This window comes from Parvibaculum sp. (assembly GCF_049671045.1).
Taxonomy (GTDB): domain Bacteria; phylum Pseudomonadota; class Alphaproteobacteria; order Parvibaculales; family Parvibaculaceae; genus Parvibaculum.
The window spans coordinates 29,560-42,864 of sequence record NZ_JBATUH010000102.1; the positions used below are offsets into that span (position 1 = coordinate 29,560).

General features: G+C 62.1%; 12 protein-coding genes, 1 tRNA gene and 1 pseudogene. 3 read left to right on the forward strand and 11 right to left on the reverse strand.

Annotation, left to right across the window (positions count from 1 at the left end; translation table 11 throughout):
* Nucleotides 1-10: 10 nt before the first annotated feature.
* From WBG82_RS11425 to WBG82_RS11440, 4 genes are all read right to left on the reverse strand, one after another.
* Nucleotides 11-379 (reverse strand): EamA family transporter, encoded by a 369-nt coding sequence (locus WBG82_RS11425; RefSeq protein WP_324297770.1) that lies wholly within the window; start codon nucleotides 377-379, stop codon nucleotides 11-13.
* The gene (locus WBG82_RS11430) at nucleotides 376-1,302 is read right to left on the reverse strand and encodes a polysaccharide deacetylase family protein (protein ID WP_424424651.1); all 927 of its coding nucleotides are present in this window, start codon (nucleotides 1,300-1,302) and stop codon (nucleotides 376-378) included. Before WBG82_RS11430 ends, WBG82_RS11425 begins: the two co-directional genes overlap by 4 nt.
* Before the next feature lie 10 nt (nucleotides 1,303-1,312).
* Nucleotides 1,313-2,377, reverse strand: coding sequence for a bifunctional UDP-4-keto-pentose/UDP-xylose synthase (locus WBG82_RS11435; RefSeq protein ID WP_424424652.1), 1,065 nt, complete (start codon nucleotides 2,375-2,377; stop codon nucleotides 1,313-1,315).
* A 212-nt stretch (nucleotides 2,378-2,589) separates the two neighbouring features.
* Nucleotides 2,590-3,558, reverse strand: coding sequence for a magnesium transporter CorA family protein (locus tag WBG82_RS11440; protein WP_424424653.1), 969 nt, complete (start codon nucleotides 3,556-3,558; stop codon nucleotides 2,590-2,592).
* 320 nt (nucleotides 3,559-3,878) lie between these two features.
* Here WBG82_RS11440 and WBG82_RS11445 point away from each other — a divergent pair, with 320 nt between their 5' ends.
* Nucleotides 3,879-5,237 carry a DEAD/DEAH box helicase gene (locus WBG82_RS11445; RefSeq protein ID WP_424424654.1) on the forward strand — a complete coding sequence of 453 codons (1,359 nt, stop codon included), beginning with the start codon at nucleotides 3,879-3,881 and terminating at the stop codon, nucleotides 5,235-5,237.
* 54 nt (nucleotides 5,238-5,291) lie between these two features.
* On the opposite strand, the gene WBG82_RS11450 is transcribed toward WBG82_RS11445, so the two are convergent.
* Together WBG82_RS11450 and greB are read right to left on the reverse strand one after the other, a co-directional pair.
* Entirely contained in the window at nucleotides 5,292-6,239 is a 948-nt protein-coding gene (locus tag WBG82_RS11450; protein ID WP_424424655.1) for a hypothetical protein, read from the reverse strand.
* Nucleotides 6,240-6,310: 71 nt separating this feature from the next.
* Nucleotides 6,311-6,862, reverse strand: coding sequence for a transcription elongation factor GreB (greB, locus tag WBG82_RS11455; protein WP_424424656.1), 552 nt, complete (start codon nucleotides 6,860-6,862; stop codon nucleotides 6,311-6,313).
* 346 nt (nucleotides 6,863-7,208) lie between these two features.
* On the opposite strand from greB, the gene WBG82_RS11460 reads away from it, so the two are divergent.
* Nucleotides 7,209-8,195 (forward strand): hypothetical protein, encoded by a 987-nt coding sequence (locus tag WBG82_RS11460; protein WP_424424657.1) that lies wholly within the window; start codon nucleotides 7,209-7,211, stop codon nucleotides 8,193-8,195.
* Nucleotides 8,196-8,236: 41 nt separating this feature from the next.
* Nucleotides 8,237-9,190 (forward strand): hypothetical protein, encoded by a 954-nt coding sequence (locus WBG82_RS11465; protein WP_424424658.1) that lies wholly within the window; start codon nucleotides 8,237-8,239, stop codon nucleotides 9,188-9,190.
* Nucleotides 9,191-9,258: 68 nt separating this feature from the next.
* On the opposite strand, the gene WBG82_RS11470 is transcribed toward WBG82_RS11465, so the two are convergent.
* The 5 genes and pseudogenes from WBG82_RS11470 to WBG82_RS11490 all read right to left on the reverse strand — a co-directional run.
* Nucleotides 9,259-9,334 (reverse strand) — tRNA-Lys (locus tag WBG82_RS11470).
* A gap of 171 nt (nucleotides 9,335-9,505) precedes the next feature.
* Nucleotides 9,506-10,654 (reverse strand): rod shape-determining protein RodA, encoded by a 1,149-nt coding sequence (gene rodA / locus WBG82_RS11475; RefSeq protein ID WP_424424659.1) that lies wholly within the window; start codon nucleotides 10,652-10,654, stop codon nucleotides 9,506-9,508.
* Entirely contained in the window at nucleotides 10,654-12,543 is a 1,890-nt protein-coding gene (mrdA, locus tag WBG82_RS11480; RefSeq protein ID WP_424424660.1) for a penicillin-binding protein 2, read from the reverse strand. Before mrdA ends, rodA begins: the two co-directional genes overlap by 1 nt.
* Nucleotides 12,544-12,556: 13 nt before the next feature.
* Nucleotides 12,557-13,090 (reverse strand): rod shape-determining protein MreD, encoded by a 534-nt coding sequence (gene mreD / locus WBG82_RS11485; protein WP_424424662.1) that lies wholly within the window; start codon nucleotides 13,088-13,090, stop codon nucleotides 12,557-12,559.
* Nucleotides 13,091-13,092: 2 nt separating this feature from the next.
* Nucleotides 13,093-13,305, reverse strand: a pseudogene (locus tag WBG82_RS11490) (hypothetical protein); the annotation flags it as partial.

Sequence of the window (13,305 nt, forward strand, 5' to 3'; positions counted from 1 at the left end):
TGGCTCGGGTTCAGGTCCGTGAAATCAGATATACGCCGAAGATGATGACGATGATTCCGGCGATACGGACCGGCGTTAGCGCCTCTCCAAAGAAATAAAATGCCGCGACTGCGGTGACGATGTAGCCGACCGAGAGCATCGGATAGGCGAAGCTCACCTCGACGCGCGACAGGGCGAGAAGCCACACCGCGACGCTGACGACATAGCAGGCAAGGCCGAGCACGACATAGCCGTTCGTGCCGATCCGCCAACTCATGGCGAAGAGCGTCGCCGGCGTGAAATCGAAATGTCCGATCTGGCGCATGCCCTGCTTTAGGGCGAGCTGCGCCACCGCATTCAGCAGGACGCCGGTGAAGATGAGCGGAAGATATCTCGTCATGCGGCCCGCTCCTCGATGCGCGCGCCCTGCACGGCGAGCGTGCCGGACCGGCCATCGACCTCGCCCTGATCGAGCCGGGCGACGGGCACGGCATCGCGCCGGGCGTTGAGCGCCGCCGCCTCGTCGGCGAGCGAGACGAAGGCGACGCCCCGCTCCTTCGCGCGATCAATGAACTGTCCGAACCAGTCGAGCATGCTCATGCCCTCGATTTCGGCATGTATCGTGAAGACATCGAGCTTCCCCGGTTCCAGCCGCGCAAGCAGCGTATCAGCAAGTTTCCCCAGCGGATATTCCGGCCTGCCCATAAGCTCGTCGAGCGTGGGCAGCGTCGTCGGGATCTGCAGCGTCCTGAACCTGCGGGCGCCGACCGCCGGGAAGAAGGGCGCGCCGCCCCGCACATCGGTCGCATAGTCGAGCCCGGCGGCATCATAGGCGGCGAGGCTTGCCGCATTCGCCTGCCAGCCGGCGGCGCCCGCCGTCCTTGCGGGCCTGCCGAAAACCTCCTCATAGGCCCGCCGCGCCTTGCCGAATTCCTCCAGCACGCACGCCTCGCTCAGCGCGAAAAGCCTGTCCTGCCAGAAAACATGATCCCAGCAATGGATGCCCGTTTCAAAGCCCGCATCGGCGACCGAGCGCATGACCGCCGCATTGCGCCTGGCGATGTCGGGGCCGGGCAGCAGCACGCCATTCATCAGCGTGCGCAGGCCATAGACCGAAACGACGCTCGTGCGGCTCACCTTCCTGAAAAAGCCCGGACGGAAAATCCGGCGTATCGCGCGGCCCGTATTGTCCGGGCCGAGCGAGAACAGGAAGGTGGCGGGCACGCCCTTCTTTCGCAGCAGGTCGCGCAGCGCCGGCACGCCTTCGCGAGTGCCGCGATCGGTATCGACGTCGATCTTGATGGCGAGCTTCGGTGCGCTCATTCCGCCATGCTCACAGCAATTCGCTTTCGACCGCCCCTCTGTCGGCGCCGGAGCCGAACTGGTCGATATAGAATTCGACCGTCTGCTTGATGGCACTTCTCACATCCGTCGTGGGTTGCCAGCCGAGATGCGTCTGCGCCGCCTTGATCGACGGCACGCGCACCAGCATGTCCTGATAGCCCTGGCCGTAATATTCGCCGGAACTCGTCTTCACGAGCCGCACACGGTCGCGCACATTCTCATAGCCCGGAAACTCGGACACGACGGACAGCATCATCTCGGCAAGCTCGGCGATGGAAAGCTCCGCCTTCGGATTACCGATGTTGAAGATGCGCTGATCGGCGATGCCGTTCCCGTTCTCGAGAATCTTCATCAGCGCGCCCATCGCATCGTCGATATAGAGGAAGCAGCGCTTCTGCGCGCCACCATCGACGAGCTGAATATCCTTGCCGCGCAGAATATTGCCGAGAAACTGCGTCAGAACGCGGGACGAGCCTTCATTCGCCGCCTGGATGTTGTCGAGCTTCGGCCCGATCCAGTTGAACGGGCGGAAGAGCGTGTAGCGCAGCAGGCCCTTGAGCCCATAGGCATGGATCACGCGATCGAGAAGCTGCTTCGAGCAGGAATAGATCCAGCGCTGCTTGCTGATCGGCCCGAGCACGAGATTGCTCGTTTCCTCGTCAAACTCCTTGTCCGGCGACATGCCATAGACTTCGGAGGTCGAGGGGAAGACCACGCGCTTCTTGTAGCGCACGCAATAGCGCACGACAGCGAGGTTCGCCTCGAAATCGAGTTCGAACACACGCAGCGGATCGGAGACATAGATGGCGGGCGTCGCGATCGCGACGAGCGGCAGCACCACGTCGCATTTGCGGACGTGATACTCGATCCACTCCTTGTTGATCGTGATGTCGCCTTCGACGAAGTGGAAACGCGGGTGGCCAAGACAGCCGTCCAGCTTGTCCTGCTGGAGGTCCATTCCATAGACCTCCCAGTCGCGCGTCTTGAGAATGGTTTCGCTGAGATGGCTGCCGATGAAGCCATTGACACCGAGTATCAGAACCTTGAGGCCCATGCGTCCCTCTTGCTGGCGCGGGGCCGGCGCTAAACACGACTTCTCGCGGGTTCAGCCTCGCGTCCCCCGAAACCGCCCATATTCCGGGCACTCCGGGCGGAACCCGCCCTGCTTGTTCGCGCGTAGTGAACCTTTTATTGCCCGCTGCCGCAAGGGATTTTGATCCTATTTCCGGCGGCGGAAGGTTACTTTCGCGCTTCCCGAGCGGCGAATCAGAGCCAGCCTCGACGCTTGAAATAGTAATAGGGAAGAACGGCCGAAAGCACCATCAATCCCAGCGCGAACGGATAGCCCAGCGACCAGCCCAGTTCGGGCATGCTCTGGAAGTTCATGCCATAGATACTGGCGATGACCGTTGGCGGCAGAAAGACGACGGCGGCGACCGAGAAAATCTTGATGATGCCGTTCTGTTCACTGTTGATCAGGCCGAGCGTGGCATCGAGCATGAAGTTGATGTTGCTCGCCAGAAAACTCGCATGATCGCTGAGCGCCATGACGTCCCGCGAGATCGTCTTGAAGCCGCGCTCGAAGGCTTTCGGCAGCTTGGTTTCCGCCGGCCTGCCGATGAAGCTCAGGAGGCGCGCGATGCTGACAAGGCTTTCCCGCGCCTGCGTGGTCAGCGCCTGCGTCCTGCCGATGCGCCTCAGCACCTCGTCGAAATCGAGTTTGGGGGCGCTCTCTTCCCGGACGAAGATCTCGCTGGAAAGTATGTCGATCTCGCCCTGCACGCGCTCGAGAATATCGGCGACGCGATCGACAATCGCATCGAGAAGACCGGCAAGCACCTCCTCGCCCGTATTGAAATTCGCCGCATGGCGCCGCGCCTTGGCCGCGAAGACGCGGAACGGCAGAGGCTCCGCATAGCGCAGCGTGAGAAGACGGTGCCCCACTAGAACGAAGGTCACGGGGGAGCGGCCGGGCTTCGCCGTGTCCGCGCCTGTCATGACGGTCGCCGTCATGTAAAGCGCATTCCGCTCCTGATAGAGACGGCTCGAAACCTCGATCTCCTGCATTTCCTCTTCGGAGGGGACGTCGAGGCCGAGCACCTCATCGACGAAGCGCTCTTCTTCTGGCGTCGGTTCGAGAAGATCTATCCAGACGACATCTTCGGGGATCACGCCGGACGGTTCTACAGCATGCGAGCTGAGGGTACCGTTCGTTCTGACATAGGCTGTGATCATCGTTGCCCCGGAGCGCGCCTTCAATTCGGGCGATCATGCCCCCATTGGGGCCGAACGACAATCGCTTATGCCTCTGGATTGCATGATGAATTCGCAGTCACTCTTCGCTGCTTGACATCAGCGGAACAAAAGCGCATTTAGCGCGAGATTGTTTTGGCGAGCGCGCTTTGCGCCGCCCCCATGGGCCATGCGCCCGGGCTGCGCCTAATCCCGAAACAGTCAGATCCCCCGATCCAAGCGCGTTGGACGCGGAAAACCCGCGTTGAAGGTCCGGCCATTCGAGCCGGCTCGTTGCGCTTGTCAGAAAGTATATTTATCGAATGACGTCCACTACATTTGCCGAGCTTGGCATTGCCGAGCCCATCTGCCGCGCGCTCAGCGTGGAAGGTTACGAAACCCCCACCCCGATCCAGTTCCGCGCGATCCCGTCGCTGCTCGAAGGCCGCGATCTCCTCGGCCTCGCCCAGACCGGCACCGGCAAGACCGCTGCCTTCTCGCTGCCGATCCTGCAGAAGCTCGCCAATGAAAAGCGCAAGCGCACGCCGCGCGGCGTGCGCGCGCTCATCCTCGCCCCGACGCGCGAACTCGCCATCCAGATCGACGAAAGCCTGCGCATCTATGGCCGGCACCTGCATCTGCGTCACACGGTCATCTTCGGTGGCGTCAGCCAGTTCCGCCAGGTGAAGGCGCTTTCGCAGGGTGTCGACATTCTCGTCGCGACGCCGGGCCGCCTTCTCGACCTGATGAACCAGCGGCATGTCCGCCTCGACGAGACGACGACGCTCGTTCTCGACGAAGCCGACCGCATGCTCGACATGGGCTTCGTGCATGACGTGAAGAAGATCATCGCCGCCATGCCGCGCGCGCGCCAGTCGCTTCTCTTCTCGGCGACCATGCCGAAGTCGATCGAGTCGCTTGCCGCCGACATCCTGCAATCTCCCGTTCGCGTGGAGGTGACGCCGGAAGTCGTGACCGTCGATCGCATCGAGCAGCATGTGCTTTTCGTCGATCAGAAGCGCAAGCGCGAGCTTCTGGCAAAGCTCCTTGAGAACGCCGACATGTCGCGCGTCATCATCTTCACTCGCACGAAGCATTGCGCGAACCGGGTGAGCGAGCAGCTCGAAAAGGGCGGGATAGCCTCGGAAGCGATCCACGGCAACAAGTCGCAAAATGCGCGTCAGAAGGCGCTCGAGGAGTTCCGCTCGGGCCGCGCCCGGGTGCTCGTCGCAACCGACATCGCCGCGCGCGGCATCGACGTCGATGGCATCACGCATGTCGTCAATTATGAACTGCCGAACGAGCCGGAAAGCTACGTCCACCGCATCGGCCGCACGGCACGCGCCGGCGCGAGCGGCATTGCGCTCTCCTTCTGCGACGCCTCGGAGCGGTCGCATCTGAAGGCGATCGAGCGCCTGACGCGCCGTTCGCTTGCCGTGGTCGATACGCGCCCGCTGATCGGCGAGACCGCTCCGCATACGCCGCAGGCCGGCGAAGGCGGAAGCCCGCGGCCGGAGCGGCCCCACGGCCAGCCGAAGAGGCACCGGGGCGGCAAGCCGAAGCGCCATGGCCGCCCGGCGCAGGGCGAGGCCCGCGATGGAGAGGCAAGGCGGCATGAAAGCCGCAACCGGCCCGGAAGCCGCAGCCGGAAGCGCCAGCGCAGCGCATCGGCGGCGAGCTGAAATCGCAAGTGACAAGACGGCCGGGCAGAACACCCGGCCGTTTTCTTTCGTGGCCTAGTGAAGCGCCGGCTGCGCTGCCCGCCCCTTGCCCAGTATGGGATCGACGCCAAGTACGCGCTGCACATCGGCCTCGAGCGCCGCACGGCCAAGCCCTCGCACACGGACGAAGCTTTCCTCAAGGCGCGTTCTGTCGGCGACCTTCGTGAACCAGAGCAAGCTCGACGGATCGCTCATGCGCGGGTCAAGGGCCGCAAGCCGGGCGAGTACTTCCACATAGGGTTCGGCCCCGCCGGACACCTCGCCCCCCAGCACGAATTCGCGGGCGGGCTCGAATCCCTTTTCGATATTCATCGGGAACATGAACGCATTCGCGCTGTCGAGCCGGATCACGCCGCGCCTGGAAAATGTGATGACAGGAAAATAGGGCGCGAGGTTCGGGAAGTGGCGATTGGGAATCATGTGGCTCTCCCAATAGCCCCGCCCCACTTTCTGGAACTCGAAAAAATTCTCCACGCTGCGGAAATTCGCCTCCGCCATCGGGAGAAGCTCGATCTTGTCCTTCTTCGGATTGACCGTGTCGTTCGCCACATCGAGATAGTAGTTGCCGACCTGAATGGCATTCTGAAAATAGGTGTCCCGAAGCGTGCCCCATACGCGCTTGACGACGCCCCCGGCGCGGGCGAATTCCTGGATCGCCCCGAGCCCCGTCATATGAGCGGGCGCGGGCGCGCGCCCCATGAGGTGCAGCATCCGCCGCGTGATCTCGAGGCAGTAGCTCACCGGATAGGCCGCCCGCGGGCCTATGCCCTCATCGTCCGGCTTTGCGGCCGCGATCCGCCCAAGCATGAACCGATCTGTTTCCGCACGGAGCGCCAGCATGTCGCGCAGAATCGCATCTCCGTTGGGCGCGATCAGCCGCTCGACCAGAGCCTGCCCGGCCTCATCGACCGGGGAAATCAGCTCGGCCCTGTAGCCCGCCATCAACTCGTCGAGAGTACGCATCCCCTGTGCCCTTCGCTTCCCGAATCTTCCGTGCCCGCGAAAGCGAAGCTAGCATGGCGGCGCGACGCAAATCACCGGCCGCCATAGCTGATCTTCACCACTTCGATCGCTTCCGGCCCGGCGGGTGTGCGAAGCTCGACCGTGTCGCCTTCCTCCGCCTTGAGCAGCGCCCGGGCGATGGGCGAAATCCAGCTCACCTCGCCCTCCTCGAGCCGCGCCTCATCGACGCCGACAATGCGGACCGTCCGCTCGTCGCCCGCCGCCGTGGCATAGGTGACGGTCGCACCGAAATAGACACGCTCCCGGTTCTTTTGCAGCGCCGGATCGACAACCTCGGCAATCTCGATCCGCTTGGCGAGAAAGCGCATCCGCCGGTCGATCTCGCGAAGCCGCTTCTTTCCGTAGATGTAGTCGCCATTCTCCGAGCGATCGCCGTTCCCCGCCGCCCAGGCGACCACCTCCACCACCTTGGGCCGCTCGACGCGCTGCAGGTGCCGCAGCTCCGCGTGGAGCCGTTCGAGCCCTTCGGGCGTGATGTAATTCTTGAAGCCGGCCGGCAGCGTATCTGCTGCATCATGGCCGTCATCGTCTTCATCAGTCTCTTTTGTGAAGGCCTTGCTCATACTCATCTCATTTGCGCGGCTGGCTTCCAGCGCCCCGCCAGTCAGTGAACACCATAGCCGTTTTGTGGCTGGATTGATGCAGTGGCCCTTTCCGGAAAGGTAAACCGGTGAGAAAGCATCTCCTCGCACTGGCCGTATTGCCCATCTCGTCCGGCGCGGGCCATGCCGCCAAACCCGCGCATGAGCTGCACCGCGAAACTCATCCAGCCGCGCTGGGAAGAAAGACGTTTTTGACCTGAGGCGACAAGCGGTCGCCAATCGGAGTACTCACCCTCAATTATCGACTCCTCACGTCCATGCGATCAGTATGATGACGGTAAAGAGCGGACGGTCCGGAAAGATCTCGATGATCGCATCCAGGTTCAGGCTCAAGAGGGGTCTCGCCCTGCTGCTTGCGGGGGTTCTTTCCGCTTTTTTGATCGAGCCTGCGGAAGCCTGGGATTCCACAACGGATTCGCTTCTGGTCTGCAACACGAACAAAACTCATGACGTTGTAGTTGCCGTTGCAACGCAAGCCATTCCCTGGGGCATCGCGGCACTCATGGCGACCGGATGGCGCCGTCAGGGCTGGTGGAAAATTCCAGCCAGCAAGTGCGAATACACCGTGCCTCTGCAGGACGTGAAGTATTACGAAATCTGGCTCCATGTCGAGGTGACTGGCGGCGACCAGATAGAGTGGCCCACAAGAAAAGAGAAATTCTGCGTGCACCCTGAAAATGCTTTCGAGGCATATGTATGGTCGAAGGAGGAACTGCAGAAATGCGGCAATGGTGAGCGCCTCGAAACATTCTCGTACATGACGGACATCGACAATCTGGAAGACCAGTTTTCGATCTACGGAATGTCCAACATCACTGTCGATCTGGATTTCACTTACCAGAAATCCACGCATTCCCCTGCGCAGCCAGAAACAGCTCAGAAAAATGGAGAGCCTTCGCCGCGCTATCCTGGCATTGGAAAACTGGTGGAGACAAAAACCTGGCCATCAAAAACTGTTTCCATGACGCTGAAGCTCTGGAAACTGGCTTCGCCGGCTGAAGATGACGCCATCATCGAGCGATATGCATCAAGGCTTGACCAACCATCCGACTACGAAATCCTCACATGCACATATGACAGGGAAGTCGTGAACGGACAGCTCCATCGAACAGTGCTTAGTTTCTGGCACAATAGTGTGCACCCGGACTATCTGGAGCTGATACGCCAACTTTCCACGAGAGAAAGCCTGGCACGCATCTACGGCGTGCGAGCTGTCAGTGTCTGCCCTGCATCGCTGGATGAAGCAACTGAACTGATAGCACAGAATGCAAAGGAAGCCGCCAATTTGAGGTGAATATATTGAAACGTCCTCTGGATACTGCAAGACATGTGGCAATGGCCGCAATCGCCGTGACGATGATCGGTTTTACGCCGCCTGTCATGGCGCAATCCAACGGCGCGGCTCCGATGAGCTATTACCTCATCATGTTGAATGCGCTTCGCACCAACCCAAATCTGCTCAGCGATAAAATCTGGAACAAGCTTGCAGAGGAGCAGATACGCGCCGCGCAGTCGCACTATTTTTCCCACGCGCCATCTCGCGGCATGGAGCCGATTTTCTCCGCCGCACAAGTCAAGGATCGCAATCCCGGCATGGCGAGCGCGGAGCTTGCGCCTGTCTTGAAGGCCGATATCGCCACCCGCATCAAGGCGGCACCGGACACGCTGATCGCGAAATCCACGCTCCTTGAGCTGCGCTATGACGATAACACCGGAAAACTGATCTCGAAGTGCTGCTATAGCCGCCCTCGTGTGCGACCCGGCCTGTTCGATCTGTTGATGCCCGCGCTCGATCTCGTTTATGGCGTGCCGTCAAATACGCCCGCCGCCTATCAGCCATCGCCCGGCCTGCCTCAAAAAGCCCGGAGCATGGCCGTCTACAAGATCAAGGAAAATCTGGCTGCGGATGATGCCGGAACGGTGCCGGCTCTTGCAGGCCTCATTGGGAGCGGCGCTCGCTTCGGGTTCCGGCCCGATGAAATGAATCTCGCGCTCGACCGCTGGGTGGAGATTGACGGCATTACTCTCGCTCGTAGCGCGGCGGAAAAACTATTGAACGAGGTTGAGCATCGCAAAGGCAATGTTGAAACGCGCGTCGCCTTTACCGTCACCGGGGCGGAAAATGGCCCTCACCGCGCCGTGCTTTACGGAAAGCTCGTGTCCGTCTCAATCCTCGGCCCGGATGGTGCAACGATTGCCAGCTTCCCCGCCGAGGCATTTCCCGCGGTCACCGCAGACGCTCCCGCAATGGCGCCGATAAAGAACGAGGCGGCAACGATCGCGCCCTAAACCTCGCTACCCTCGGTGCTGCAATCTGGCATTTAAACGGGGCGGCTGCCCGGCCGCGGCGGAAAGTTTGGTGGGCGCACCAGGACTCGAACCTGGGACCCGCTGATTAAGAGTCAGCTGCTCTACCAACTGAGCTATGCGCCCGACCGGTGCCTGCCCCCCCGAATCTCGCGGGAACAGTCATGGTGTCGGATCCTTGGGACCACCAAATCCCTTGCAGGAGGCTGCCTATAGCAAAGCTGACGGAGCCTGTCCAGCACACTTGGAAAAAACCTCCCTATGTCCTTTTGCCCCTGTTCCGGACCATTTGCCGGATCACCAGAAGGCGCTCGGGCTTCGGGAGATTTCGAGATTTCTGTGGACGTAAACGCTCATCAGCAGGCCGAAGGCGAACATGATCGACAGCATCGCCGTACCGCCATAGGAGACGAGCGGCAGCGGCACACCCACCACCGGCAGAAGCCCCATCACCATGGCCGCGTTGATGAACACATAGAAGAAGAAGCTCACCGCCACGCCCATCGCCAATAGCCGGCCGAACTGGTTACGGCTCTGCAACGCCACGCTGAAGGCGAAGGCGAGCGCGATGCAGTAGAAGGCGAGCAGCGTGATCCCGCCGATGAAGCCGAGCTCCTCGCCAAGCATCGTGAAGATGAAATCGGTCTGCTTCTCGGGCAGAAAGTTCAGATGGGCCTGTGTGCCGGCCATGAAGCCCTTGCCGAAGATGCCGCCAGATCCGAGGGCGATCTTGGATTGCAGGATGTGATAGCCGGCGCCCAGCGGATCGCGCTCGGGATCGAGAAAGGTGAAGACGCGGTCCCTCTGGTAATCGTGCAGGCGATCCCAGACGATGGGAATGGCCGCCAGCACGGCAAGCCCGCCGGCGACGAAATAGCGCCAAGCAAGCCCGGCGGCAAAGAAGATGACGACGCCCGAAACTGTGAGAAGGATCGCCGTGCCAAGGTCCGGCTGCTTCACCACGAGAGCGACGGGCACCGCGATGAGGAGGAGCGGCACGATGAGATTCCTCAGCCGCGAAACCTCATCGAGCGCGAGCCCGTGGAAATATCGCGCAAGCGCCAGCAGAAGCGCGACCTTCATCACTTCGGACGGTTGAAGCTGGATGATGCCGAGATTGAGCCAGCGCTGCGCCCCCATGCCCTTGAAGCCAACAATGTCGACGGCCGTGACGAGCACCAGCGCCACCCCGTAAAGCGGATAGGCGACGCGCATCCACAGCCTGAGGTCGATCATCGCCACGACGATCATGATGCCCACGCCGAGCGCGAAACGCAGCATCTGCTTCAAGGCCCAGGGCGAGAAGCTTCCATCCGCCACCGAGTAGAGCATCGCGAATCCCATTGACGCGATGACGGTGATGAGCAGCAGGAAGCCCCAGTTGAATTCGAGGAGCTTGTCGCCGAGCCGCATTTCCCGGCCGGTGAAACGGCGCAGATCGAGCATCACCCCTCCTCAACCGCATTGAGCGCGCCGCGCAAGGGCGCATAGGCCTGCCGGCTGACCGGATTGCGCAACTGCACCTCGCGCATGATGTCGCGCGCCGCGGGCGCCGCCGCACCCGAGCCCGATCCGCCATGTTCGATGACGAGCGACATCGCATAGCGGGGCTCCGCCACCGGCGCGAAGCAGATGAAGAGCGCGTGGTCTCGCAGATGCCATGCAAGCGCCTCGTTCTTGCGCACACCGGCAAGGCGCTCGGCCATGCTGATGCGCCTCACCTGCGCCGAGCCCGTCTTGCCGGCAAGCTCCATCCCCGCTTCGGTGATACGCGCCCGGAAGGCCGTTCCGCCCGGCTCGTTGGAAACGCCATTCATTCCGCCCTGCACGATCTTCAGCCATTCCGGATCGACGTCGATCTTCGGCGCCTGCGGCACCGGCAGAAGCTCGCCGCCGATCGCGCGGGTGAGGCGCGGCTTAACCGCATAGCCACCATTGGCGAGGCGCGCCGTCATCACGGCAAGCTGCAGCGGCGTCGTCAGCAGAAAACCCTGGCCGATGCCCGTGATGAGCGTTTCGCCCTGCTGCCAGGAAACGCCCGTCACCGCCCGCTTCCAGGCGCGGCTCGGAACGATGCCCTGCTTCTCGCCGGGGATTTCCAGATCGAAGGTCTGGCCAAGGCCGAATTCCCTCGCCATCTTCTCGATCGCATCGATGCCGATGCGGCGAGCGACATCGTAGAAATAGATGTCGCAGGAATGCTTGATCGCATCATGCATGTTCATCGAGCCATGGCCTTCCTTCCTCCAGCAATGGAAGAAGTGATCGCCAAGCGCATATTGGCCGCTGCAATGAATGGTGCGGTTGGGGTCGATCCCGGCGCGCAACGCGGCGAGCGCCGTCACCGTCTTGAAGGTTGAACCGGGCGGATAAAGCCCCGCAAGGGCCTTGTCGGTCAGCGGCTTGTAGGGATTGTCGACCAGCGCCTTCCACTGATCCTGGCTGAGGCCCATGTTGAAATCATTGGGATCGAAGGCAGGCGTCGAAACGAAGGAGAGGACCTCGCCGGTGTGAATGTCCATCACGACAGCGCTTGCCGACTCTTCCTTCAGCCGCTCGCAGGCGAATTCCTGAATGCCCATGTCGAGCGTCAGTACGATTTCCTCGCCGGGCTTGCCCGGGTCCTTCGAGAGTTCGCGGATCACGCGCCCATAGGCATTGACCTCGACATGGCTCGCGCCCGCCGTGCCGCGCAGCTTCGGGTCATAGGTCTTCTCGATGCCGCTCTTGCCGATCCGGAAGCCGGGCAGCCTCATCAGCGGCTGCACTTCCTCGGCGGCGCTGAGATCTTTTTCCGAAACCGCGCCCACATAGCCGACCACATGAGCAAGATGCGTCGTGAACGGATAATGCCGCGTCTCGCCCACATCGGGCTGGATGCCCGGAAGGTCCGGCTCGTTGATATTGATCTGCGCGAACTGCTCCCAGGTCAGCCCCTCGACCACCGTGACCGGCATGAAGCGCGGCGAGCGCGCAATATCTCGCATGATCTTCTTGCGATCATAAGGCGTGATGGAAACGATGCGGGCGAGCTTGTCGAGCGTGTCCTCGAGATCCGGCGTCTGTTCAGGGATGAGGACGGCCCGGTAGTTCTGCCGGTTGGAGGCGAGAACCGTGCCGAAGCGATCGACGATCCGTCCCCGGAGCGGCGCGAGAAGCCGCACGTTGATGCGGTTTTCTTCCGCCATCATCCGGTATTCGTCGGATTTCAGGATCTGAAGGTAATACATGCGCCCGGCGAGGAGGGCGAAAGCCGCCGCCTGCCCCGCGCCCAGGATCGCGGCCCGGCGCGTGAAGGTCTTGTAGCGCGAGTTGTCCCTGCTGTCGAACTTCATCGCCGCGCTCCCCCTAGCCCGTCGGAAGAATCCGGCGCTCGATGCGCCCGAAGATCATAGCAAAGATCGGGAAGGTCGCGACTGTCACGAACATGTGCCAGACGATCGGCTTCAGCGGCAGGACCGTGCCGTAGAAAAGCGAGGCGGCGCCCCAGCCGACAAATCCGGCGAGCGCGGCCGCCATGAAGAAACCGAGCCAGAACACCGAGAACGGCGCATTCACGGCAAGGAAACGCTGGGTGAGCACGACGATATAGGTCAGCACATAGACGAAGGCCCACAACCCGATCGGCCCGTCCGAGAGGAGATCGGAAAGGAGCCCGACCAGAAAGACCGCATAGACCGGGAACATCTCTGGGCGGACGATCGCCCAGTAATAGATCGCCATGAGCGCGAAGGCGGGCATGACCGAGGTGCCGAAGATGCGGCCCATCGGCACGAAGGAAAGCAGCACGCAGGCAAGGCCCATGATGAAGGGCAGAACCGTGACGACGATGCGCCCGGCGCGCGCCGCGGGTGTCGGTGTATAGGGTTCGAGGCGCGGCATCGTCACTCGACCCCCGGCGTGTCCTCACCGCTCGCATCGCTCGGCGCGGGCGGCGGCGTGTCCTCATCGAGCACGTCCGGGATCGGCTGCATCTGGCCCGCAGCGGGCGGCGTCCCGGCAGCCGCGCCGGTCTGCGGCGCAGGTGGCGTCGAAGCGGCTAGTGGCGTCGAAGCGGTTGGCGGCGTCGAAGCGGTTGGCGCGCGCGAAGTCTGCGC

Excerpts from the sequence above, each read along its gene's own strand:
- WBG82_RS11425 (WP_324297770.1), bottom strand. The coding sequence starts at position 379 with ATGACGAGATATCTTCCGCTCATCTTCACCGGCGTCCTGCTGAATGCG.
- WBG82_RS11430 (WP_424424651.1), bottom strand. The coding sequence starts at position 1,302 with ATGAGCGCACCGAAGCTCGCCATCAAGATCGACGTCGATACCGATCGC.
- WBG82_RS11435 (WP_424424652.1), bottom strand. The coding sequence starts at position 2,377 with ATGGGCCTCAAGGTTCTGATACTCGGTGTCAATGGCTTCATCGGCAGC.
- WBG82_RS11440 (WP_424424653.1), bottom strand. The coding sequence starts at position 3,558 with ATGATCACAGCCTATGTCAGAACGAACGGTACCCTCAGCTCGCATGCT.
- WBG82_RS11445 (WP_424424654.1), top strand. The coding sequence starts at position 3,879 with ATGACGTCCACTACATTTGCCGAGCTTGGCATTGCCGAGCCCATCTGC.
- WBG82_RS11450 (WP_424424655.1), bottom strand. The coding sequence starts at position 6,239 with ATGCGTACTCTCGACGAGTTGATGGCGGGCTACAGGGCCGAGCTGATT.
- greB (WP_424424656.1), bottom strand. The coding sequence starts at position 6,862 with ATGAGCAAGGCCTTCACAAAAGAGACTGATGAAGACGATGACGGCCAT.
- WBG82_RS11460 (WP_424424657.1), top strand. The coding sequence starts at position 7,209 with ATGATCGCATCCAGGTTCAGGCTCAAGAGGGGTCTCGCCCTGCTGCTT.
- WBG82_RS11465 (WP_424424658.1), top strand. The coding sequence starts at position 8,237 with ATGGCCGCAATCGCCGTGACGATGATCGGTTTTACGCCGCCTGTCATG.
- rodA (WP_424424659.1), bottom strand. The coding sequence starts at position 10,654 with ATGCTCGATCTGCGCCGTTTCACCGGCCGGGAAATGCGGCTCGGCGAC.
- mrdA (WP_424424660.1), bottom strand. The coding sequence starts at position 12,543 with ATGAAGTTCGACAGCAGGGACAACTCGCGCTACAAGACCTTCACGCGC.
- mreD (WP_424424662.1), bottom strand. The coding sequence starts at position 13,090 with ATGCCGCGCCTCGAACCCTATACACCGACACCCGCGGCGCGCGCCGGG.